Source organism: Njordella calcicola (assembly GCF_056494125.1).
Genome location: NZ_CM151396.1, coordinates 6,281,638 through 6,304,987, shown reverse-complemented (window position 1 = coordinate 6,304,987; position 23,350 = coordinate 6,281,638). Strand labels below are relative to the sequence as shown.

General features: G+C 51.5%; 20 protein-coding genes. 9 read left to right on the top strand and 11 right to left on the bottom strand.

What is annotated here, in order from left to right; all coding sequences use genetic code 11:
- The first annotated feature begins 17 nt into the window (after positions 1 to 17).
- Positions 18 to 581: a flavoprotein gene (locus SH302x_RS24375; RefSeq protein WP_479365510.1), complete on the top strand. Its 564-nt coding sequence runs from the start codon at positions 18 to 20 to the stop codon at positions 579 to 581.
- 63 nt (positions 582 to 644) lie between these two features.
- Here the strand turns inward: SH302x_RS24375 and SH302x_RS24370 are convergent, their stop codons facing one another.
- Together SH302x_RS24370 and SH302x_RS24365 are read right to left on the bottom strand one after the other, a co-directional pair.
- Positions 645 to 2,546, bottom strand: coding sequence for a protein kinase domain-containing protein (locus tag SH302x_RS24370; RefSeq protein ID WP_479365509.1), 1,902 nt, complete (start codon positions 2,544 to 2,546; stop codon positions 645 to 647).
- On the bottom strand, positions 2,530 to 3,120 hold the full coding sequence (locus SH302x_RS24365; RefSeq protein ID WP_479365507.1) for a sigma-70 family RNA polymerase sigma factor: 591 nt from the start codon (positions 3,118 to 3,120) through the stop codon (positions 2,530 to 2,532). The genes SH302x_RS24370 and SH302x_RS24365 overlap by 17 nt, the downstream gene beginning before the upstream one ends.
- 298 nt (positions 3,121 to 3,418) lie before the next feature.
- On the opposite strand from SH302x_RS24365, the gene SH302x_RS24360 reads away from it, so the two are divergent.
- Entirely contained in the window at positions 3,419 to 4,138 is a 720-nt protein-coding gene (locus tag SH302x_RS24360) for a response regulator transcription factor (RefSeq protein WP_479365506.1), read from the top strand.
- A 37-nt stretch (positions 4,139 to 4,175) separates the two neighbouring features.
- Here SH302x_RS24360 and miaA read toward each other — a convergent pair whose 3' ends face one another.
- Both miaA and SH302x_RS24350 read right to left on the bottom strand, forming a co-directional pair.
- Positions 4,176 to 5,156, bottom strand: a complete 981-nt coding sequence (miaA, locus tag SH302x_RS24355; protein WP_479365504.1) for a tRNA (adenosine(37)-N6)-dimethylallyltransferase MiaA — start codon at positions 5,154 to 5,156, stop codon at positions 4,176 to 4,178.
- A gap of 136 nt (positions 5,157 to 5,292) precedes the next feature.
- Positions 5,293 to 6,546 (bottom strand): BaiN/RdsA family NAD(P)/FAD-dependent oxidoreductase, encoded by a 1,254-nt coding sequence (locus SH302x_RS24350; protein WP_479365503.1) that lies wholly within the window; start codon positions 6,544 to 6,546, stop codon positions 5,293 to 5,295.
- Positions 6,547 to 6,692: 146 nt separating this feature from the next.
- Between SH302x_RS24350 and folP the strand changes: the two genes are divergently transcribed.
- A complete protein-coding gene (gene folP, locus SH302x_RS24345) occupies positions 6,693 to 7,544 on the top strand; it encodes a dihydropteroate synthase (RefSeq protein ID WP_479365502.1) in 852 nt (283 codons plus the stop codon).
- Positions 7,545 to 7,616: 72 nt separating this feature from the next.
- Here the strand turns inward: folP and SH302x_RS24340 are convergent, their stop codons facing one another.
- Positions 7,617 to 10,007: a TonB-dependent receptor gene (locus SH302x_RS24340; protein WP_479365501.1), complete on the bottom strand. Its 2,391-nt coding sequence runs from the start codon at positions 10,005 to 10,007 to the stop codon at positions 7,617 to 7,619.
- 274 nt (positions 10,008 to 10,281) lie between these two features.
- Between SH302x_RS24340 and SH302x_RS24335 the strand changes: the two genes are divergently transcribed.
- From SH302x_RS24335 to SH302x_RS24315, 5 genes are all read left to right on the top strand, one after another.
- A complete protein-coding gene (locus SH302x_RS24335; protein WP_479365499.1) occupies positions 10,282 to 11,031 on the top strand; it encodes an energy transducer TonB in 750 nt (249 codons plus the stop codon).
- 48 nt (positions 11,032 to 11,079) lie between these two features.
- Entirely contained in the window at positions 11,080 to 11,517 is a 438-nt protein-coding gene (locus SH302x_RS24330) for a DUF4339 domain-containing protein (RefSeq protein WP_479365498.1), read from the top strand.
- 227 nt (positions 11,518 to 11,744) lie between these two features.
- Complete coding sequence (locus SH302x_RS24325) at positions 11,745 to 12,248, top strand: hypothetical protein (RefSeq protein WP_479365496.1); 504 nt, start codon at positions 11,745 to 11,747, stop codon at positions 12,246 to 12,248.
- A gap of 520 nt (positions 12,249 to 12,768) precedes the next feature.
- Entirely contained in the window at positions 12,769 to 13,272 is a 504-nt protein-coding gene (locus tag SH302x_RS24320) for a hypothetical protein (protein ID WP_479365495.1), read from the top strand.
- 128 nt (positions 13,273 to 13,400) lie between these two features.
- Positions 13,401 to 14,378 carry a DUF5677 domain-containing protein gene (locus SH302x_RS24315; RefSeq protein ID WP_479365494.1) on the top strand — a complete coding sequence of 326 codons (978 nt, stop codon included), beginning with the start codon at positions 13,401 to 13,403 and terminating at the stop codon, positions 14,376 to 14,378.
- 19 nt (positions 14,379 to 14,397) lie between these two features.
- Here SH302x_RS24315 and SH302x_RS24310 read toward each other — a convergent pair whose 3' ends face one another.
- The 4 genes from SH302x_RS24310 to SH302x_RS24295 all read right to left on the bottom strand — a co-directional run bounded on the left by SH302x_RS24310 (position 14,398) and on the right by SH302x_RS24295 (position 18,436).
- Positions 14,398 to 14,976, bottom strand: a complete 579-nt coding sequence (locus SH302x_RS24310; protein ID WP_479365492.1) for a hypothetical protein — start codon at positions 14,974 to 14,976, stop codon at positions 14,398 to 14,400.
- 476 nt (positions 14,977 to 15,452) lie between these two features.
- Positions 15,453 to 16,091 carry a hypothetical protein gene (locus SH302x_RS24305; protein WP_479365490.1) on the bottom strand — a complete coding sequence of 213 codons (639 nt, stop codon included), beginning with the start codon at positions 16,089 to 16,091 and terminating at the stop codon, positions 15,453 to 15,455.
- A gap of 136 nt (positions 16,092 to 16,227) precedes the next feature.
- On the bottom strand, positions 16,228 to 17,886 hold the full coding sequence (locus SH302x_RS24300; RefSeq protein ID WP_479365489.1) for a hypothetical protein: 1,659 nt from the start codon (positions 17,884 to 17,886) through the stop codon (positions 16,228 to 16,230).
- Positions 17,876 to 18,436, bottom strand: a complete 561-nt coding sequence (locus tag SH302x_RS24295) for a hypothetical protein (RefSeq protein WP_479365487.1) — start codon at positions 18,434 to 18,436, stop codon at positions 17,876 to 17,878. The genes SH302x_RS24300 and SH302x_RS24295 overlap by 11 nt, the downstream gene beginning before the upstream one ends.
- Positions 18,437 to 18,490: 54 nt before the next feature.
- Between SH302x_RS24295 and SH302x_RS24290 the strand changes: the two genes are divergently transcribed.
- Positions 18,491 to 19,348, top strand: a complete 858-nt coding sequence (locus tag SH302x_RS24290; protein ID WP_479365485.1) for a hypothetical protein — start codon at positions 18,491 to 18,493, stop codon at positions 19,346 to 19,348.
- Here the strand turns inward: SH302x_RS24290 and SH302x_RS24285 are convergent.
- Positions 19,320 to 21,722 carry a hypothetical protein gene (locus SH302x_RS24285; RefSeq protein ID WP_479365484.1) on the bottom strand — a complete coding sequence of 801 codons (2,403 nt, stop codon included), beginning with the start codon at positions 21,720 to 21,722 and terminating at the stop codon, positions 19,320 to 19,322. The two genes, SH302x_RS24290 and SH302x_RS24285, sit on opposite strands and share 29 nt — an antisense overlap.
- Positions 21,719 to 23,254 carry a hypothetical protein gene (locus SH302x_RS24280; RefSeq protein ID WP_479365483.1) on the bottom strand — a complete coding sequence of 512 codons (1,536 nt, stop codon included), beginning with the start codon at positions 23,252 to 23,254 and terminating at the stop codon, positions 21,719 to 21,721. The genes SH302x_RS24285 and SH302x_RS24280 overlap by 4 nt, the downstream gene beginning before the upstream one ends.
- Positions 23,255 to 23,350: the final 96 nt, after the last annotated feature.

Sequence of the window (23,350 nt, the reverse complement as noted above, 5' to 3'; positions counted from 1 at the left end):
GCGTTGGCCATTTCTAATTGCTCGCAGCCATTGGCTATATCGATATGACAGCTCGGCGGATAGTAGTTGGAGTCAGCGGTGGGATTGCCGCATTCAAGTCCGCGAGCTTGGTGAGCAAACTGGTGCAGGACGGGCATCATGTGCGTGTCGCGCTATCTCCTGCGGCGACACAGTTCATCGGACCAGCAACGTTTGCTGCGCTGTGTAAGTTCGCTCCGGTGACGGATATTTATGACCCACGTTTTCCACTGGGGGCTCACATTGAATTGGCAGATGGTGCTGATGCCTATGTTTGCGCACCGGCGACCGCACGGTTGATAGCATCTTGTGCGCAAGGGCTATCCGACGATTTGCTCAGTACACTTTACTTGTGTTTTAAGACGCCGGTGCTTTTCGCGCCAGCGATGAGCGATGTCATGTGGCAGCAGCCTGCCGTCCAGCGAAACGTCGCGTTGCTCCAGCAGGATGGCGTTCGCTTGATTGGTCCTGGCTCGGGCTGGCTAAGCTGTCGACGCGTGGGGGAAGGTCGGATGGTCGAAGCGGAAGAAATTATCGCGGCTCTGTATTCGCTTTGGAACTAGGCTCTCGTTCTCTGCGAGTGTCCACGCCGATTTTCCCGCGTTACAATCCAGTATGGCGAATGATCACTGGTGGATTTGAATAGAAACGGAAGCCAACTGTTCTTGGTTGAATATGAACCATTGCAGTTTCAGCGAGACCACGCGGTTTGACGCAGCAGCGAGGTCAGATTGGAGAAAGAATTCAGGCAAGTGGTGTGACTTTTCAGATTCCATCATGCTTGAGTGCAAGACGGCCAACTGCACTAGCTTGTATTCTTCCGGGAAGAAGTCCGACAGGAGACGCCCTTCTAAGGAACCGTCTTCGCCCAGTAGCAGTGTCGCGGCCGCCGTATTGTGATAGCAGATCAAAAGGTGGTTGTTCAAGACCAACAGCGCATCGGTAGAGATATCCAACATGTGATTCCAACTGGATTCCCGGCGGCGCAGTTGGCTGGTGTCGCGTCCCACAAGATACGAGATCTTTTCCTTGGGGATGCGAGCGGCAGTCCAGTGTACGCACTTGTAGCCACCATTCTTGCATTTGACGCGGACTTCGTCGCTGTCGGTTAATGTGCCTTGCTGCAGACCTTCTAGGACCCGCGTTGCTTTATGCATGTCATCTGGGTGCGTGAGGTCAAATCGGGTTTTACCAACCAAGGATTCAGGGGACCAGCCCAGCAATCTTTCCCAAGCAGAGTTCGCCCAGCGGATGCCATTGTTATCGTCGAGAATGGCCATTAAATCATTGGTGAACGAGAAGAAGTATTCGCGCTCCTCCGATTTGCGTTTCCGCGATACTTCGCTTGCCAGCCAGCGACGCACTTGGGCACCAATCTCGCCTGCGGTTTGTTGACGGTCATTCGGATCTTTGCTTAAACCGCGCCGGCAAATCGATTCGAGGCCCTCAAACGTGTAGCTTCCCCAAGTCGAAAAGGGAGGTGGAACTTGGGTCAGGATCGCATCAAAAACTTCTTCGGTGATGGAACGAGAGAAGGGAACATTACCTGTCGCGATTTCATAAAGCATCGCTGCCAGTCCGTAGACGTCCGTGCGTTGGTCCAGATGTTTGTTGTCACCGGTGACTTGTTCGGGGGCCATGAACGCGGGGGTGCCTAGCCTGGCACCGGCAATCGTCGTTTGGCAATGGATCCGATCATCGCCGTACGCTGCTTCAATTTCGCAATCCGATTCGCCGATGTATTTGGCCAGTCCCCAATCAACGACGGTAACCTCCCCATGTTCCCCAATAACGATGTTGTCGCTTTTCAAGTCGCGATGGATGATACCAAGCTTGTGCGCATATTCGATCGTATCCGCGACAGAGACAAAGTAATTCAGCAATCGAAGCAGTGGCTCTAGAGGATCGGTGGCGTGAATGGGATGTTGAGTGTGGATGGATTGGATTTGGGACCGGAGGGTCGCTCCCTGAATCAGCGACATGACGTAAAAGCTATCGGGGCCATTCTCGTACAGGTCGAAGACTTGTGGAACGCAGGGATGGTTGAGTTGAGCGGTAACTTTTGCCTCGCGCAGAAATCGCTCTTGTACAGATCGGAAATGAGCGAACTCCCCTCGCAGTTTCTTCAATGCAACCTTTCGTCGAAACTGGAGATCTTTTGTGATCCATATTTCACCAATTCCACCATGGGCTAGCAGCTCAAGCCGCTGCCACTTGTTCTGATTGGTCCAATTCTTTAGTTCTGTTGCAGCGGTCTGTGAAATGTGTTCTGCAGTCGTAACGGTGAGATACGCTTTTTGATCTGCGGAGATGGTTTCGTGATCTTGCGACGGTTGATGTAGCGCATCAAAAAACTTAGTTAGTCCCATTGCGCCAGCTTCGCAAAGGGAATTGAGTTGGAGGGCGCAATCATCGCAGGCTTCCAAATGGTCTTCCACCGTGGCGGCCATTTCTGGAGTTAGCGAATCTTCAAGCCAAGCATGGAGTACAGCGGGCTCCAAATGTTGCGTTTCAGTCAGTGGCTGCATCGGCGGCTCCCGCTTTTAAAGCCTTGAGAACTCGGTGTTGTGCAACGCGGACCGCGCCTAAGCTGAGGCCCAGTTCCTTGGCGACACGTTCGGCAGGCTCTTGTTGCAATGCCACTCGCCGAAAAGCACTGATGCTGGTCGGGGTAAATCGATCAGATATTTTCTCAAGCAACTTCTCAATCAAGTAGTTGTCATGTTCGCGATCCCATTGCACACTAATCCGGCTTTCATCGTCGACTAATTGTCCGGCCAGTGTGGAAAGATCAACAGTACATACTTCGCGTTCTTGTTTGCTTTTGCTAGCCCACAGGCGGCGTAAGCGGTTGGCTGCGATCAGCCTTAACCATTTGCGAAACGCGCCGATCCTGCCGTTGTGTTCAAACGTCTTAATGTTCTGCAGAACGGCCGTCAGGACTTCTTGTTGTACGTCTTCTGCATCCATGTGTTGTACGCCCTCGCGGGCCAGCCAACCGCCGATCAAGGTGCTGTAGATGCCGACGAACTCCTGCCACGCTTGATCGGTAGGTTGATCCTGCAGGAGTCGGATAAGGCTAATGCGAGTTTCGGCAGCCAAGATTTTCCTCGTCGTCAAAAAAATGAAGGCTTGGGTTCTATTGTTGGAATTTCTGTCGAAATCTTGAATTTGTCTGTAATCTTCGCGAACCAAGAATCGCTATATTGATGTGGTAGTCCACTATAACAGCGTTTAAAGTCTGTTTGGGGGAAGTCGACTTGATTAGATTCAGTTTTCAACCAAATCGCCGGCGAAGTGTGGTCGCCGTAGGTGATTTGGGCCTGGGAACATGCGGTGAGCCTGTCTTGAGGTCCTGTTGCGCCATCAGTTTTAGCATCGCCAACTCGAAAGCCTGATCATGAAAGCCAAAGCGCTACGACAGCCGACCTTGTACATTGTCGACGCCAGTATGTCGGAGTACGAGGGGGTAAACGAGATCTTACAAAGGCAGGGAATCTCCAGTGTCTTTAACCGGTCTATCTCGGAATTTCTCGCCATCGGGGAATTGAGACGACCTTGCGCCATCCTTACGGAACTGAACATCGGTGGCGAATCTGCAACGGTGCTACAGCAGGAATTGAACGAGCGCTACTGCCGAATTCCAATCATTTTTAATGTCGCAGAGATCGACGTGGAAACCGCTTTGCTTCTGATGGAAGGCGGAGCCGTGACGGTGCAGCGAAAGCCTACTTCGTCGACCAAGCTGGCGGACTATGCAATGTTTGCCTTGCAGGCGGATCAGAAGCAGTTGCAGTTGGACAATATTTACAACAGCATCAAGGAAATCTTGATGGAACTAACCAGCCGCCAAAAAATGATTTTGGAATGTATGGTGGAAGGTGTCCCGACCAAGATAATCGCGTTGCAATTGAGCGTGTCGCAACGATTGGTCGAAAAAGAGCGGTCCGAGATTCTGCGGCATTTCCACGTGACCGCCACGCCCGATGTGACCTTCTTGTTGGGGGAATTCCGAGCCATTCAGGAGATGCGTACGCAGACTCGTGGTCCCATGCTCGGCCATCTCTTACAGGATCCGCACTTCGTACGCTTCGGCGGTTCCCTCAACAGCTTGGTCTAGAAACCTAGCTTGAGTTCGCCAAGTGACTGAGTTTGGACTAACAATAGCCCTGCGTTTGCAGGATTCGATCGGGGGCGGACGACAAGTCTGACTCGCAATCGATCTCGATTCGACGCACTTCCGGCATAGATCGCAACCACATCTCTTGGCGACGCACGAATTGGCGAGTGTGAAATACGATCTGTTGCCGCATTTCGCCTTCGTCGATGGCTCCATTCAAAAACGCGATGGGTTCCTTGTAGCCAACAGCCTGCATCGCTGTTTTGCTAAGCCTTTGATATTTCTCGAGAAGGAGCTTAACTTCCGCCAGCAAACCATGCTCCAGCATCATGCGAACGCGATGCTCGACACGTTGGTGAAGATCACCACGTTGCCAGCTAAGTGCAAAAACGCGGTGCTCGGCGTCGCGGGCGTTTCGTTCAAATTGCGTCTGCCAATGGCTCAGCGGTATCCCGGTTGCCTTGGCAACTTCCAAAGCTCGCGTCATTCGGCGTTGATCATTGGGCAGAATTTTGAATGCAGAAAGCGGGTCAACGTACTTTAGACGCTGCCGCAAGCAATCCAATCCAAACTTTCGAACGTCTTGCTCAATCTCTGCCCTAAACTGCTCGTCCGGCGGTGGGCCCAGAAACATCCCTCGCAGTAAGCTTTTCATGTAGAGCGGTGTACCGCCCACAAACAACACCTGCTTGCCGCGACCGCGAATCTCGTCGGCCTGCCTGTGAGCGGCCGTCACGTACTGCGACAAACTGTAATCGTCGGTGGGCAGCACGACATCGATCATATGATGAGCGACCGATTTGCGATCGGCTAGCGTGGGCTTGGCAGTACCGATGTCCATGTCGCGGTAGATGGCCATGGAATCCATCGAAATGATTTCCGCGTCTAGACGTTTGGCTAACTCAAGCGAAACGGTGCTTTTTCCGGAAGCTGTTGGCCCTGTTAAAAACCAGCAGTTTTTCATTGGAGGCAAGCACCAGTCGGCCATATTTGCAGGATTGTTACTCGACTTCTCCATAATCTCACTCTAGCGGAATTTCGGGACCCGCCTTATTCTAGCAAGCTCGGCAATTTCGTCTAAGCAAAACTGCACCGTTACTGTCACCCGCGAGTTTTTTATGCCGATAACTTAGCGGTGTCGCGGTATTGAGCCTTTACATGTGCAGCCCAGCGGTATGGCCAGTGCTCCAGGCGGCTTGGAAGTTAAACCCGCCTATGGGGCCGTCCAGGTTGAGAATTTCCCCAGCCAGGAACAAGCCGGGGCACTTCTTGCTTTGCATGGTCTGAAAGTCAACTTCGTTCAAGACGACCCCGCCAGCAGTAACTTCCGCCTTGGGATAGCCGCGGGTGCCATGGATTGGTAGCTCAAACGCCTTGATCATCCCTGCCGCCTTCTGAATGCTGTTGGATGCGAGTTCCGCCATCGGGGTGGCCTCGGCAATCTGGCATGCCTGCAGTACTACTTCGGTCACTCGCTGCGAAAACCTCTGCTGCAGAAAGTTTTTGACCTGCTTGGATCTGGACGACTGCTTGCCTTCTTTAAGCCACTCAATGAGCGAATCCAGTTTTGTGTCAGGTTCTAGATCAAGAACTATTTTGCTTTCGCGATAGCTTTCCAAATCAGAGACCCATCTTGAAAGATTCATCGCGGTCGGGCCGCTACAACCAAAATGCGTCCACAGAAAGCCGCCTCGATAGTGATGACGATCTTTGGCCACCTTCTTCGGATAATCCGCAAACGGAATAACTCGTACCGCCACATCGTCATGCGTCGTACCCTGCAAGGCTTTACAAATCTCCGACTGGCTCACCAGTGGAGCCAGAGCCGGACGGCGGTCGGCTAATGTATGGCCCAGTTTTTCAACCCAAGGGTAACCATCGCCGGTAGTCCCGCATTCTCGATAGCTCAGTCCGCCAGTGCAGATCAGAACTGATTGGGCCTGATAAGTTTGCTCCTGCGTTACGATCGAAAACGAGCCATCTTCGTTAAGACTAACATCACTGACTGCAATTCCCGTGTAGACCAATGCTCCAGCGTCAGTGGCTCGGCGGACGAGAGCGTCACGAACATCGACGGCTGAATCGCTCACTGGGAAAATTTTGCCTCCCGGCTCGCTCTTAGTCGGCACGCCCAGATCATGGAAAATTTGAATGACTTGGCTGGGAGAAAGCCGACTCAGCGGCGAGAGTAGCGCACGACCTTCCGGTCCAAACGCTTGTGCGATTTCAGCGCTGCTGCAATTATGTGTAATATTGCAGCGGGTTCCACCAGACATCAAAATCTTGACGCCCGCCTTATTGTTCTTTTCGAGCACCAGTGTTTTGCGACCACGAGCTGACGCAGTTCCCGCTGCCCACAAACCCGCCGCCCCGCCGCCTACAATCACACAGTCAAACTTTGCTTCCACGGTTTCCTTATGCCCATTCGATGATCGGATTCTCTCAACTGGTATGCATAACAGCATAAGGATAATCTGATCGGCCGGTATCCGTAGAATGACGAAAGTCGCCACTTACTTATCAACTTGTACTTCTAAACCTCGCACACACTCCTATGACGATCACGAGCTGGCAACTGAAGAGCCGTACCCTGTCCTGCGAGCATTCTCCACTCATCATGGGTATCCTCAATGTGACCCCAGATAGTTTTTCCGATGGCGGCCAGCATTTCACCAATCAGCTAGCCGTCGACCAAGCGCTGCGTATGGAAGACGAAGGGGCTGACATTCTTGATATCGGCGGCGAAAGCACTCGGCCATATGCAACGCCCGTGACGCCCAGCGAAGAGGTACAACGCGTTGCACCAGTGCTAGAACGGCTGCAAGGCCGTTTAGCTATCCCGATATCGATCGACACTTCGAAATCGATCGTCGCACAGTCAGCCATTGATTTAGGCGCGGAAATTGTCAATGACGTCACCGGGTTAGTCGGCGATCCTGCCATGTTAGAAACGGTCGCGCGCAGCAGGGTTGCAATCTGCGCTATGCATATGCAGGGAACACCTCAAACTATGCAAGATAATCCCCAGTATGAAAACGTGACCGAGGATATTTTGCAGTACTTGCGTGCCTGCGATGCGAGACTGCTTCAAGCTGGCATCGCTCCCGAAAAAATCTGCTTGGATCCTGGAATCGGGTTTGGCAAAACGCATGCGCATAACATTGAGTTGGTTCGAAATGCGGCGCGATTTCATGAACTAGGGCGACCAATTCTAATCGGTCATTCTCGCAAAGGGTTTATCGCTAAGCTCTTAGGTGACAAGTCACTGGACCGTGCGGCAGGGACGCTGGGGATTTCGTTGCTGTTAGCACGCGCTAAAATTCAGGTCCTGCGTGTTCATGATGTTGCGATTACCAAACAAGCTCTCACCACCTTCATCGCTTGCGGCGGAATGGCCCAAGCTTGACGTTGTCCAGCTTCAAAGCCGCATATTCACAACCGATCAACGAACTTTCGAGTTGCTAACAGCGACCAACTTTTAGTGCGTGTACTGGTAGCCAAAGATCGCATTGAAACCCGCTCCGTCGACTCCACTGCCCAGCACACGATAGTACTTGTCGGTAATGTTTTCCAGCGATAACGAAAGCTCGTTTTGATTGCGCTGGCCAAACGAGCGGCCCGTCCGTAAATTCAACGTGGCGTAACCCGGAGTACCACCCGGAATAAAGCGAACATCATTGAGGTTGGTGTCATCGTAACGATCTGCTCGACGGACCATCCAGGTGTAGACGTCTACGTAAGAACGTTGCGTCGGTGCATTGAGTCGCAAGCCGAGGATGCCTTGAGTCGGCGGAATTCGCGACATCGGCGCACCGGTAGTTGTCACTTGGCCATAAGTGTAATTGAAGTTTCCGTATAGCGATAAGTTATTGGTCAACAAGTATTCGCCATTCAGCTCGGTACCATTGATGTAGGCGGACTGGTTGGTGATGAAGTCGACATTGTTAATGCTCTCCCTGGCCAAGAAGCTGTCAAAGTCCGTCCAGAACTCAATGACCTGCATACGGAAACGTTCGCGATTGAATTTGAATCCAACTTCATAAGTATAACTGTGCTCTGGCTGAATCGCGAGATTGCCCAGCAACGGTACCGACTCGCTATTTTGCAGTGAGACCTTGTTCGCCGTCAAATCATCGATCGTCGGAGCACGAAAGCCTTCGTAAAAGCCGCCGATTAGACGAATGTCTTCGGTCAGCAAATACGAAAGACCTGCGTTGGCTATCCAGTCGTTATAGTTTCGTTCAAAAGGCAAAGGACCTAGGGAATCAAAGTTGGGTGTCCCCGAAAGATTGATGTTTTCGTAACGAACTGCAGTATTGAAATCCAATCGTTCCGTCAATGGAACACTCCACGCTAAATAAGTTCCCACGCGATCTGCTTGAGCATCGTCCGGATACTGTGGGTCGACGCGAGAAGCGACGGCATTGGGCGATGTCGGGTTGTTGATTTGAGTGCGGACAGCATCGATATTCTCTGCGTAGTAGTCGGCTCCATAACTGACCTTCCCCCACTCACTCATGTCTTTGCTGAACGCCACGATGGTCCCCATGCTCCAATTGTTGAACTCGCCAATTTCACGCCGCGTTGGTAAGGAGGTGGGCAAGTTGTTGGCGTAACGATCGGTGACTGAGCCCTCTTTGATGCGCATGCCGCTGAAAGTAACCGAATAGGCATCGGCAAAGAGCAGTTCATCGTCGAGCAAACCTTCAAAACGCAGGTAACCAAGATTGCGTTGTTGAGGGTCAAAAAAAGTAGGTCGTTGCGTCGGGACATTTCCACTGGGGGTTGGCCCCAGAACAAAGGGCAAGAAGCGATCGCTGCGAGCGAGATTTTGCTGTTCAAAATGTTGCAACGCGACGGTCACCATATGGTCGCTGCCCAACAACCGTTGCAACTTGATGTCGGCCGCGTACTGGTCATAATCGGTAGCGGGCTGCCTTCCCAAGCCACCGCCGCGATCCAATCGGCCTACGTCCAGATAAGAAACGCCGCCAGTGATCCCGGTCGCTCCATACCAACTGCTGAAACCAGTCCGCGTATAGGAAGAGGCTTCTGCGGTACTATAAAGTTGACTGAAGTTGGGGCTGGAGTAGTCTCCACGCAAGGGATCGGCAGAGCGTGTGACGATGTTGATAACGCCACCGATCGCGTCGCTTCCCCACAGGGCAGACTCTGAACCACGAATGATTTCAATTCGATCGACCATGCCAGGATCGATGGTCCCCGCATATTGATTCGGGCCAGGTCGAAGGATGCTGGTGTTCATGCGAATGCCATCGACCAAGATCAACACCTGCTGGCCGGTGACGCCGCGAATAAAGGGCGACAATTGGCCATTGCCGGTCTGTTGAAGCAAGACGCCGACCTCATTTTGCAGAGCGCGAAACATCGTACTGGATTGACGCCGATCCAATGTCTCGCGGTCAACGATGGTCGCTAACTGCGGCATAGAAAACAGGTCCGACTCTCCTCGCAGAATACTGTTCAACCCCGTCGGGTTACTGGCGGTACCACCAAAGGTCTGCGCGCTGAGCGATGGAAAGCTTTCTCCGAAGCGGAACGGGGATTGAAGGTCGTTGGCAAGTGCCGGGGCCGAAGCGCCGCTGCTAGCAAAGGAGTCCGCTGGGCTGATGCCCGAACTGTCCATTGGAATGTTCGGTGTGGATAACTCGAGATTGGGAATGGCTGCAGAATCAGCCGAGTTTGCCGACTGACTTGGATCCAGTTGCGGCGGTCGCACTTCGATTTCTGGAAGCGTTGGTTCGGCGGGGGAAGTTTGCACCAAGCGAAGTACGGAGGTGTCTTCCTGAGCGTGAAGATCAGCAAAAACCAAGCTGCTGATCAGTAGGCTGGCGAGCGTTCGCTTCATAGTAGTCTCCTGTACGCGTCTATGACTGCATTTGCCATCGCTCCGTTCCCTGGGCTACACCTGCATTGGCGTCAGCACTTTCATCGCAATCCGAGAGGCCCTTCCATGAGCACAATTGTTACAGGCCGAAAAAACCGCCAGCAACGACTTGAGCCAGAGGAACAAGACTGTTTTTTGTCCAACATTTTACGCAGGCAGTGCGAGGCGATAGGATTAAGCTGTCCGTGGCGAACGTTTGTAAAGCTATTTCTGGTCGTTAGACGATCACTGTGCCGTGTTGAGATTATTAAAGCCCAGTCTGGTTTCGTTGAGTATTCACAGCACGCTTGCCCTTGCGCTGTACTTTGCACCAGCGGCTGTCACCAAGCGTTTTCAGGCCTCCGGTAGCCGTGATGTTATTACAATTGAATTGTCGCCTACCGAGACAGTGATTGCCACCGAAGTTCACTTAAGCAGCGAGGACATTACTGACCGCGTCGTTGAGATCGAGCCTCAAGCTCTCTTCGAGCCGCAGCAGGTCGAGTTGGCCAAGCAGGCGCAATTGCCAGAAACCGAAGCGGACCAAGCGATTGTGGATTACCGCCCGCTGACGGAGCCGCGGCCATGGCTGCCTCAGAAAATCAGCGAACCACACATGTTGGAAGTTGCGGAAGACCTGCCCGAGCTTACTTCGGTGGTGCCGCCGCGTAGCTCGCTGACGGACATTCCTCCCGCAGTCAGTGTGCTCGTGCCTCTGATTCGAACGGTTGGCTTTCCCGATCAAGCGGCGGATTTCTCCAACAATTCGCCGCCAAGCTATCCAGAGGAAGCTTATCGCAATCGCTGGGAGGGCACGGTTACGCTGCGGCTAAGTGTTGATTTGGAGGGCGTGGTCGTGGGCGTGGAAGTGGTTACCAGCAGCGGCCACCGCAGTCTAGATCAGGCGGCGGTCGAGGCCGTTGGAAGGTGGAAAGGATCTCCCGCTCGGCGAAACGGATATCCCGTCGCTTCCAGCGAAGTGTTGCCGATACGATTTCGGCTGTAGATCGAAGCAGTCCGCGGGGTTCATTGCAAAAAGTCGATAGGGAAAAGAATGCGCGGTAAACGTTGGTTTATAAAGTTCTCCGAAATTGAATATGGGCCGTTCTCCAGCAATGAACTGAAACAGAAACTCCTTAGGGGATTCATTACGCAGGACACGCTCGTTAGGAAGTTTGAGTCTTCGGACTGGGTACCTATTGTCGAAGTGGCCGAGCTTCAATCAAATCAAGTTAGGAGCCATCGAACCCTAAGGTCATTTGCTGAAGCGTTAGGCGTACTGGCGGTTGTGTTGATGGTGGTTGGGGCCATCGGTGGCTTTTCACTCATCGCAGCGGGAGCAGCAACTGGTTTCCCAGGGAACACACTTTTCGGAATATCTACGCTAGTTTCAATCGGGCTCTCAACTTTCTTTATGCTGTTCACCAAAGAACTTGTGCTTTTCATGCTCGACGTGGCGGCCGACATCAAACACATCGCCGATCAGCAGTAGCACACAAACACAGCTAGTCGTAAGCGTTCAATGAGTGATATCTGTAGTCGCAGGTCGAGACCAAGCTAACTCTTCTACCAGATCGCATTTTCGACGATAGAATGAGCTTGGCGGAAATCCGTACTGACCGGTTGCCGCTTGCGCCATTGTTGTTGCATTTGCGAAGTTTGCATTGCCAAGGCCGCCATCTAAGTCTGATGTTTTTCGAATCTTTCGGAGGTAAGCTGATGAAATCGTTAGTCGCATTCATGTTCGCATTGTCTGTCTGCCTGCTTCTCGCCGCACCTGCCACGGCCGAGGACAAATCAGAAATTGAAGCGCTGCGTGAAGAGATCAAAGCACTGCGTGCCGAAGTGACAGCGTTACGTAAAGAACGCGATGAACTCAAGCGACAGTTGGCAAAAAACAGCAATGACAAGCCGACCAATCCGGAAGGTGAGCTGAATGGTATTCAATGGGAGATAACTGTTCTCGGCAAAGAAGGAGTCGCCCTTGGATCCACAACGTTCTATGCGCAGGATGGACGGGTCATGAAAGATGGCGTTGTGCTTGGAACGTATACTGATGCTGGCAATAGGGCTCGTATGGATATCACGAAAGCACCAGACGACCGGTTTAACGGCACGCACAATTTGCTGCGAGTCAAAAACACTCCACCTACCTACACAGGGACATTCAAAAACAAAGCCGGCGTAGAAGTCAAGGTGCTTCTAAAGGCATTGATCGACTGAAAGTCAAACACGAGTCTGATGCGGACCGTTGCACCAAATGTTGCACCAACTCCGGACGATTGTGGTCGATTGGAGTTCCCTGCCGACCATTTGCAAGACCTGCCAAACCGACGGCAAAAAACGAAAAAACCCAGTAATCGCTTAAGGCCTACTGGGTTTTCTAAAATGGAGAATAGGGGACTTGAACCCCTGACCTCTTGCATGCCATAGACGAAATAAATCGAAATTTCCTAGAAATCTGGCAATTCGACAGTCAATTGAGGGGTGGAAAACTCGTTTATAGGGTAGTGAACGGGGACTTTTAGGGGACGGAGTTTTGATAGACAAGAGGTCTCCCAAATTGTCGGACCTGCGACGGGTTCCTAAAGCAAAAAACTTCAAACAACCTCTGGATTCTCCAAAGTTGTAGCGTCTGGACTGACCTGTTTATCCTACTTTTCGGATAGATTAGGGACAATTTGTTGACATATCGATCGTTCACTCATTTTGGTATCACAACTTCTACTACGCCAAAGGAACAATGATGGGTAAGGCACTGGAAAGATTCGCAGCCGACCGGGCCATTGCTTCGACTGAGCTACCACCAACAGCTATTCGTTTAGAGAAGAATGTACGTCTGCATGTCTTCAAAACGATCAGAGAGGATGCGTTGCAGTCCGATTGCTATTGCAACTGGGAAATCGACGTGGAGGATGGACAGACTGTCGCCAACATGTTTCGAGAGGATTTCCCGCCTACGCCGGACGCTGTAGTAATCGACAGAGACTCCCGCACTGTTTGGTGCGTTGAGGTGGAAGACACCAATCCGCTATCTGAATCGCGTTTAGATAGATACGCTGCCGCGGTGACCCTTTTGGATCAAGTCTACTGGGCACTCGTACTACTTGTCACAGATCGCTACGGATCGAATGTACGCGAGATTGACCTTCTTCAATGGAGGTCACACCAGATGCTTAAGCAGGCTCTCGATTATCGAAGTGCTAACGAGGCTCCGAACGGCTGTTGCACGGTAGATGTAAAGTAGCGTCCTTGGGGTCAGTGTCTCATTGGCTGAAATGAGTGTGATTGTTTGTCGTCACAGAACCAAATTTTCCTCCGCTATAAGTTCCGATTTCCAATCTAGCAAATTCTAGCGTTTTAACAGGAGGCAATATGATAGAGATTGCGCGTGCGATGACGGTCGTGGGAAGCCTAAACGACCGTGAAGCCGTTGCAGAGGACATGAAGCGTTGCTTCGGTAAGCAGTTAGAATTTCTTAGGCTTATGGTTGACTATAGTCTCCAAACTCTCGTTGGATGCTTGGCGGCCGGGAAAGGTGAAATCAGAGAGGCTGTTGTCCTCGGGCATTTCTGCAAACACGCTATTACGGCTGCTGACGCACTGGAAATCCTCTGGAGTAACGGCGCGTTACCTGCGGCAAATGTGCCATTGAGAACGTTATTGGAATGTCGTTGGTTTCTTTGCTGGATACTAAAAGAAGACACTATCAACCGTTGCCGACATTTCTACGTTGGTTATTTAAGAGAACAAAAGAACTGGTGTGACAGGACAATTCCAGGGACGCAAGCATTCTTGGACTACGAACATGTACTGCGGGAGACCGCCTTTAGAGTGTTAATAGATGATCCTTGCTCGGTTCAATCCCAAGAAATCATCGCCAATGCAAAAAAAGACTCTTCTAAGCTGCAAACGGCGTTAGCGAGCCCAGGGTTTGCGGCAATCAATTCACAATTCGATTCTAAACGCAAAGGTAAGTATGACCCATACTGGTACACAGTATTAGGCAAAACATCCATCAAAAGTATCGCTACCGATCTGGGAGATTTGGCTTACTACGATACCGTTTATTCTAAACTTTCATTGCAAGTACATTCAAATGCGTGGCGAAGCCATCTTGAGGTGCGGGGAGGTTATGCAGAACTGAAGCCGATAAAAACTGTAGAAGGATTCAAGGAGCAGTTTCATATCCTATATCAATCGTTCCGAGACATCATCTCAAAGATGATTGAACACTGGCTGCCTTCGAATTTTGAAGCATTCTCCAGACTTGAAGTGAACGAATGGCAAGAGATCCTTCACTCGATACCGAATGTGGAAATAACTGAAGTCGGCCAAGGGATAATTAAGTGAGCGGCAGATAGATCTCGAGCTAGAGGATCGCCTGGTAACGATCGACTTCATATTGATAACCTGGTTCCAACGACTGGCGATAGTCCACGCTTCCCCATTTAATACGCACACCGAAATTATCCGCTAGCCAATTGGCTCCCAAGTGCCAACCTGATTCGCTCCAGTTCTGCGCGTGGTTGCGATGGTAAAGAAACGGCCTGTGCAACAAATTGGTTGCTACTCCATAATGGTGCATGATCGCTGGCACAGCGTAGTCCCACATCGCTTGACCAATCCCATAGGGCATATCGACGGGCAGTAAGGCCGACTGGCGCGGCGTGAATGTGAATGCATCGAGCCCCCACTGAAACTCTTTCGCCAGCTGCGGGCACTCAACATAGTTCCACCTGATACCGACGAATTGGTTCAGCTCGTCAAATTGGATCCACGATTGATCGCCGTACAGCTCGATGTCGCTATTGATGAGCAGTACTGGTTTATCGATCTCCACTGCAGTCCTCGCTAAATTGACGATCTTCTGCGTCGGGTAGGTGTAAGCAGTTGTAGTGTCGTTATCTTCGATCCAACGTGAGATCTGCGGAAAGTAAGGCCGCAGCATATCTATCTCTTCCAAAGTGTTCCTGACGAAAATTTCGAGTCCTAGTCTGAGCCACGTATCTAGGCACCGCTGTTGATGCTCCAGCTTATGAAGTTTGGGCGATAGTGCTGTTACTGCAACTGGGGCATGCAGTCTGGGTTGCTTACCAAGGCCTACGAATTGAAGAGTAGCTCTGTGTTTGCAGTGTCGGCATGGTTCCAGCTTCCCGACTCGCCCAATTTTGCCTTGCGCGGTATCGATCGTGCGCCAACTCTTTCCTGGCGTCTGCGGCGTGCAATGGCCGTCCAGCAAGTTGCACCAATGCACGTTGTACTTGCCCTGACAACCACAGTTTGCATTACCGATCAATTCGCCTCTGTGGATGCATGTCTGGATGTCCTCCACGGGCCTTAGCGATACAGTCTTTCGACCTTCACCGCACTTGCAGACTGGCCGGAATCTCGTTTGAGGTAAAGTCGCTCCACAAGCGTCACAAGTCATACCGTGAGATTCCATTTGACCCCTGCGATACTAAACACGTCAGTGATTTCGAAAACTGGCGATGATGGAGGAAATGACAAGCTCCCTCCCTTTGGTGGACAGAACTCACGAATCTCAGGTGGAAGGATAGTGTGGTAGCCAAGCGTAGACTCGAACACTTCCTCGCCAAAAACTCTACCAAGTTCCATTTGCTCGAGCAGTGAGCCGCACTCGGTCACAGTTCCTTCCCATTTGAAGCCTGCGAGGCTGAAATCCGCATTACCCCCAACAATATCTAACGCACGCAATTCCTCGATCGTCTTGCGGCCGCTTGCAGCCTGCCCACAGCAACCTTCCCCATATGCCCCGTCATTAAATATGTGGCGTTTGAAACCGTAGGATCCAGAGAAGTTGACGGTGATCCGGTAGAAACCAGACGAGTTAGCCTCAACTGTGATTTGTGTAGCAAGAGCCCTGTAAGGCAAAAACTGGACAACTACACAGCAGCATTCTGGGCCAAGGGAAAAGCTTCCTTGCTTCGTGTAACTCTGCTCGTAATATGGCAGTTCGCACAAATCGAATAAGCTGATTTGTCGCAAGCACCCGCCAGGAAAAGGCGTAAAGCTCAGGAAGTTCGGTATTGTGTCTTCAATCAAAATCGAGGTACTTTGGTCGCCGCAGTATCCAAACTCTCCTAGAACCTCTAAATCTAAACTTTGATATATGATTTCATGGCATGGCGCACCGCAACCACCCTGCCGGCAACAACATCTCCTGCGACCTGCCATGCCATCAGTCTCCTGTGCAAGGCGTGTCAATCGTGTAGAAAGCCCGACCACGTCGGACGCACACTCCTCGATCGTTCGTTGTCATGTCCGAGTGGCACTCTAGAACGTCGTTGATCACTGGTTGATAGTTTGCCTCCTCATCTCCCATTATGTAATTGATTCCATCCACGCTGGGATTATTGATAGTTGGTCCAGCTCCATCTAGCCACAACGGAGCAACCCTGCATTTTGCAACCGGCCATGCGAAACCTGACTTGCCATCGACCGTCGGGCCCCAATCGCTCAAAAGTGTGTACGTGTAGAGACCGTGATTGCAGCAGGGCAGCACAACGTCAGGCAGCACAACAGGCGGCAGTTCGTGAATTACGCTGCGAAATACTATTTGCCCCGAGGCATCACGAAAGAGCTCGATCGAGTAGTAGTCATCAAAGCCACTGGGCTCGTAATTCACTGGACCTTGAAACGTGTAGATTCCTCCTGACTTAAGCCATCCGCGCAAGTCGTCCCGAAATCTTGACGCGTACTCGTTGATTTTCGATTCAGCACTGGCAGCGACTTCGTCCCACCCGCTCCAAATCACAATATCCAAGCCACTGGAATCCGCGCCATGTAATGGACCATCTAACCCAATCGCATTTTCCTTTGGCTTTCCGTCTCTGCCGTAGTATCGAATGCGCAGTCTGTCGAACACACCGGCCGAACCGATCGGCCCCCCAGCGATCTGCAAAGAGTTCGCCATGTTGCGATCTCGACGCTCAACGCTCACCTCTGCCGATACTGTCTCAAGTTGATAATCTGAAGCTGCGCTAGCGGAACTCTTCTTTGACTTTTGCACAGTTGGCCAGTAAACACTACGCATTCCAACGCTCTGCGTGAGAACATCAAACAGGTCACAACTTGGCCAGGGAGTTCCTTGCAGAAGTTTGTCTGGCTGGCCATATTCTGCTGGCACCTCTTCGACTTTCGGAAGTAGCTTCGATTCTTCTCCAATCTTCAAGAGCATTGGACGATAAGAGGCGACGTCAGAAGAAATCAGCGAAATAGTTTTTTGACGAGCGAAGTAGCGTTTATCAACCAACGGCAGCACAAATAGCCCTACACCAAACGCAGGTACTCGCAGCGGTGACAGAACAAACATGTCCGCTTCAAACACGTGTGGCTGGCTGGTGAACGTCTCGTTGCCATTGAAATCTTCGTTCTTGATTCGGACCGTATCATCGCCGAAAAACTTGACTCTGACTGCCTTGTTTTGCTTGTAGTCGGGAACCCAAGCATCTGGGATAGTTTCTGGCCAAGAGTCCTTCTGCGGTGCATCTTCATCGTCCGATCCACTCGCCTTTGGCGGCTTGTAGTTCCAAGCGGTTTGGATGATCCGCACAAAAGAATAGTAATCTACAAGTAGAAGCGCGCGAGCATATCGACTAGCACCCGTTGGCCAAATCAATTGATTGAGTTTACAGGGAGGTAGTTTGGGCAGCGGACTTTTGCACCACTGATTATCGGAGGAACGTTCAAAAGGATTGGCAATTGGTGAGGGCAACTGATGTCGATTGAAAAGCCAATCCTGCACTGGCAAATAACGATCAATAAACGCCTGGATGTCACCATTGGCATCGATCACTGCTGCCTCACCGTCAATCGTTATGCTGCTTTCAGCTGCCATCTGATAACACCAAGCTCCAGTGGAATTCGATGTTGAACCGCAACTCCAGCCCTGTCCAACCCTCCTTATTCGGAACGTCCCGGATGGAGCTGCAGCGACTTGGCGTAGGAAGAGCGCTGAGCAATGCTTTGCTGCTGATAACTGGTTCCCATGGTTGCGATATCCTCTGATGCGGGTTTTGTCGCAACAAGTACGCCAGAACTATGCGTTTCCAATGTCTAAGGCTCCTTACCGCCACTTCAGACCTACCGCTTCGGTCTAGTAACTTGCTATTTCCATAGATAGCCACAACTACTGTGGAATCTTCAAGCAAATTATCTGCTCCGCCACCGGAAAACGACCGCTGGTCAAACCGACCATCCTCTTGGCTGACAGTGATCCCAAATTTGCCAAAGGGCCACTCGTACGGCACAGGTTGGTCGGAAACCACAACAGTGCCATTGTTCAAACCGGGGATCTCGCAAAGCCTAGCCGCAAACGCGTCCAGGATCTCTTCGTCATACGTTCCGGTCCGCAGGCTGGGCAAATAATCTGGGTTCAAAATACTCATGGAACCAAACTAACCAAATATTTAAATGCGTTGAATACTGGCTAGAATAAGGCCATGCCTGCATGTCCCCATTGTGAAACACCGATCCAACTGCCTCCAGCTCACTGGCTGGGCGATCCGCCCTATGCTTGTTTTGCATGCTCCGGGCTCTTCGGCTTTCATTTCGATGAGACATATGAGGTGCCACCACTTGCCCCACTTAAAATGCTGATGACGTACCAGCAGGCTGGCTACTGGTCGCACTACGTCGGTAACAAGCCTTACGTCTATGCCATCTGTTTTCCAAATGGCCTGCCGTTCTACATTGGAAAGGGACGAGCCCAGCGCATTTATGCTCACGCCCACTTCCTGAAGGATCATCCAACTACCGATACAATCATGACTGCCAGCGCAAAGGATGACGAGATCCTGCGATTGCTGCTCCGATCGACGCAGGAGCGTTACGCGCTCCTCGCGGTATGCAAGAACGACAAAGAAGCGTTCGCGATCGAATCAGCGCTGATCGACCAGTGGGGAATTAGGCCGAAAGGGCCGCTCGTGAACGTTACACGCTCAATAATCAACGTTCCCTGGGTGGTCCCTCCCCAGCCTGAAATAGTCGTAGACTGTGGCGATGACAAAGACAGAGAGCCATGGGCGATTCATCCAATTATCAACCAACGCTACGCCGTCGCTATTTCAACGATTTGGTGCCCCTTGTGCCGACAGAAGAGTAAAGTACCCCCAAGTCGAAATTTACAGAATGTACGATGCCCGCACTGCTGTCACTTTTTCGAAGTCGATGGCATGTTGATCCATAAAGCCCACTACGACAATCTAGGAGGTAGGAAGCGAGTTGAATTTCCGTACCCTGGACTGCCGTATTCAAATCCGGCTCTTTCCGCTAACCAGTCGCCTCCGGATTCAGATTAAGCTGCCTGCCAGGGGTGTTCTCTGCCAAAAATCCAGGGCCAAACGCGCTGTTCTGTCGATCATGCGTCATCGGGGCCGGAATGTTCTGAGTGGCGAGTGATTTAACTCGTGGATCTTTGATGATCACATAGCGGTCGCCCTGGTACTGTCCCGAGCTGGGCATTTGCCCGTCGTTTCTCACCGGCCGACTCATTGCGTAAGTGAACTTGGCTTCTACTGACCGAATAGCATTCAGGCCCGTGTCAGTGAGCTGCGGCGAATCGAAGACTACCTGCGACGTCAGGAGATAGTCCAGGATCTGACCATTTTCGATCACTTCAAGCGAACTGGGGATCAATGGTTCGTCATCAATGCGACTTGCAATCATATGCACAATTCGTTGAGATTGCGGTGCATAGAGACGGATGTTAGCAGTGTTCATTTCGTAGTACGGAGTGTCGCTGCTGGCCTCCCCCTCACGCGGCTGGGCACGCACGATCCGAGGCTTTGATAGGGGTACGGAAATTACACCTTGATCAACGTTGAATTGGTTCTGAGCTTTGAATGTTGCGAATGTAGCGCGCAAGAGCGGATTACTATCCACGCCTGACTGCCCATTGCCCACGATCGACATCGGAACTCCCGGCCCAAAATCTTGCTCACTAACGCCGGAAAACACAATCTCAGGCAGGTTTAAGCTGTTGTTAATAACAATCGAAACGTGAGTTTCGGGACCTGGAGGATTGATCGTTACGCTTCCCGAGCCGTCTGGCTGATCAGGAATGACGGGGCTTTTCGGGATGTTCGCGCCAAGGCGCGTTTGCTGTGCCGGAGGAATGGGGCCACGCGGCATAGCGTGCCAATTCTTTGTCGGCTCCTGCAAATAGCAATCGTAAAATGAACCGTACTCCTTCAACGATTTTGCTGCGCCTTCATGATCCCACGGATAAGCTTCCGGAATCGGCCACCAACGCGGATCGTAATCGTTAAATTTGATTCTTGTTCCCATTTGCCCTAAACGCAGCCCGAATGAATCGATCTCTTTATTTTCCGTTATCTGCGCAGACACTATCATTTGAAGATCGTTCTCCGCAATCAATTCAACAACTCGGACGCTCTTGATTATTATCACTTGGCCAAAGTTGCCGGTCATTGGATCTCGGTCTGCTTCGTTAAACTTCTTGTGCTTGTACTGCAACCTGCTTTGCGCAATACGCCACATGATCGCAAGCATATATCGCTTGTACTCTTGGTTCGTCCAGCGTCGGTTTTGCTGCTGGCCATTAATATTGATTGCGCCTTTTGGAGCCAGCACAGTTCCCTTGATGCGGCAAGAAACCTGCGCATTCGTTATTCCTCCTTGCATGCCCTCTTCCGAATATGTCGCCTCCCAGTTTGGAATATGCGGAGGAGGAGCGTCTCCGTGTTCCTTCATCGTATAGCTATATTCCAGACGCAAGCCCGTCGGGTCAGTCGAGAAGCTACGATTGGCGAGCTTCGCATAAGGAAACATTAGTGGCTGCGCCATCAGTCGCATTGCCATTGGCTTATTGCTTCGATCTTTAACAATCAGAGTCCCTTGAACCGTCACGGATGTGCGCCAGTCCTCATCCATAGATTCAGTGACAGACCATCGGTTCGACATAACGCCAACCGCCTTAGAAGCATCAAGAGCTGGAGGCAAATTCTTTGGATCTGTGTCGGACAGTTCACCATATTTATCAACCTTCACCAAGCGGCAAATTTCGATAGTGAAGCTGACTCTCATTGCCTGCCCACCAATAATCTGATCAACCTTCACACTGATTGGCCGAGGTCCATTGTTCAGGTCCAAAACGTCTTTGCGTTTGACGGCAGGCTTCAGCTCTGGAAGGTCATCTTGGTCGCCAATTTCTTTTCCATAGGACTCGGTTTTACGGATAGTACCTTCCTGCTGTCCAACCTGGAGTACTTCATGAGCCGCCGCGATTACAAGCCGAAACGGCTCGTCCCTGTCATTCGACGACTGGTTCTTTGCCTCCGCTGTTGGCTCCCTTAAACGATCCAAGTATTCGAGTCGCTGCTTATCCGTTTGGTTGTCTATCGCTAGCCAAAAGTCCTTTCTGGGTTGTTGCAGCAACGTCTGCACGGCCACTATTTGAGAGCCTATCGTGAAGGTGCTCGACTCGGCGTTATTTCCAACGTGAATCGCAGCTGGGTTCAACGGCAGCAATTCGTTGATGTACTTCATGCCATTCCTGCTAATAAACCCCACCAGCATCGAACTGACTGTAATGCGATGCTTTGCATAAAGCAGATCCGTGTTGCTTGGATCCATCTCTACGACGGTTTCCCAATCGTGCAGTTCGCAGTCTCGCATGTAGACGCCGTTGTAAAAAACGCATGTGCCGCTCATAAGTTAAACTGATCTTTCAAATAAGTGCTGTAACGATCCATTGCCTGCCCCAACCGTGTATCCTGATTTGCGGCAGGACTGCTAAACCAAGCTTCGAGATACCCGTTCATGTAGTTGAGCAAACTGCCAACAAAGTCCACTTTATGCAGCATCTCAGCGCCAAAGGTCGCGGCCTTCGTTTGGATTGCTTGCATGTTGACTCCAAAGCGTTCGTAAGGCTTTTTCAATTCCTCCATCGCATCTTCGTATTTGCTCTGGGCACCCGCCATATTGGATAACGACCCGCCCAGATATCGACCCATTCCGATGGAGCGTTGCCTGCGATCAATATCCAGTCGCTCATAGGCACCGGCGACTTGTCCGTTGAGTTCCTTCAGGTGGTCATAGCTGTTCAGCAGTGCTTTGCCCTTCTCGTCGACCTTTTCTAGCCAACCCACAAAACTTTTGAGCGCGAGAACTGCAGCTCCAATTACAACTGCGCCACCGGCCAGCGCCTTGCCACCGATGCTTCCGAAAAAGCCACCGCTCATAATCGACGAGCCCCCCCCACTGCCGCCGCTACCGCCGCCTTGCCCTGATCCACTACCTCCACCAATCCCGAGGGAACCTAAGACGCTTGAGAATATCCCCGAAGTTACCTCCGCGCCATCTCCGCCACTACCGCCTCCACCTAGGCTGTTGTGCTTGCTTTTACGCAGCGTTTCCAGTGAGTTGATGTAATCTTCACTGACGGGCATATTACGCTTTTGGCGAAATGCCTTATGCTCAGCTATCTTCTGTGCGATATCCTCGTCGATAGCAGCTCGCTTCGCGGCAATTTCGGCTGTCTCGGCTCCGACTTTTCCAGCCGCTTTTCCAGCAGCACGCATTCCTTTAACGCCTTGCCGACCGTACTTAAGAAGCTTCGCTGCGTCCCCAACAAACGGGATCATGGATACAACGCTCACGCCGGCATTGAATAGATGCGTACCAGCTCGTTTCGGGTCCGTAAACATCCTGCCGACAGATATTCCTGCATTGATTCCATCAGCGGCCACACCGGTTCCTGGAATCACAGCATCGCCCGCGACTCCCCAGGCATCTAATCCCATTTGGAGTTTGTCGACCACGGATGAAGACGTGCTTACCCGTGGAGCAACTCCCGACTCTTCCTCGGTATCGTTGGGGGCTTCGCTCGCACTTCGCACCAAGGTTTCAGCCGATCTTGCATCCGGCAGTGGTACATCGCCCTGCGATCGTGTCACGCGATCACGGTTCTCGCGGTCGATCTGATTTACTGGCCGCCCATTCTGCGCATTGAACACACGTGGAATTGACCAAAGAGATTCTTGATATTCGGCGGTCGTTATTGACTTGTCGTCGCGCTTTGCCTGGACAAGTCCAACGGCCGAGGCCAGCTTCTCAAACTGATCACGGGTAAGCCCCCTACCGGTTGCATTGGCAATCTGCAGAAGTGGTGAGGTCTTGCCACTATCGTTTACATGGCCTGCTTGATAGTGAGCGTACAACCGCTCCAGATAAAGCTTATCCATTGCTACCGCCTCCGTCCTTCTGCATCATGTACAGAGCTTGTTCTTCTGTCTCAGATTGGGCTATGTACCACTCAGATTCCATTGGTGTACCTGTGA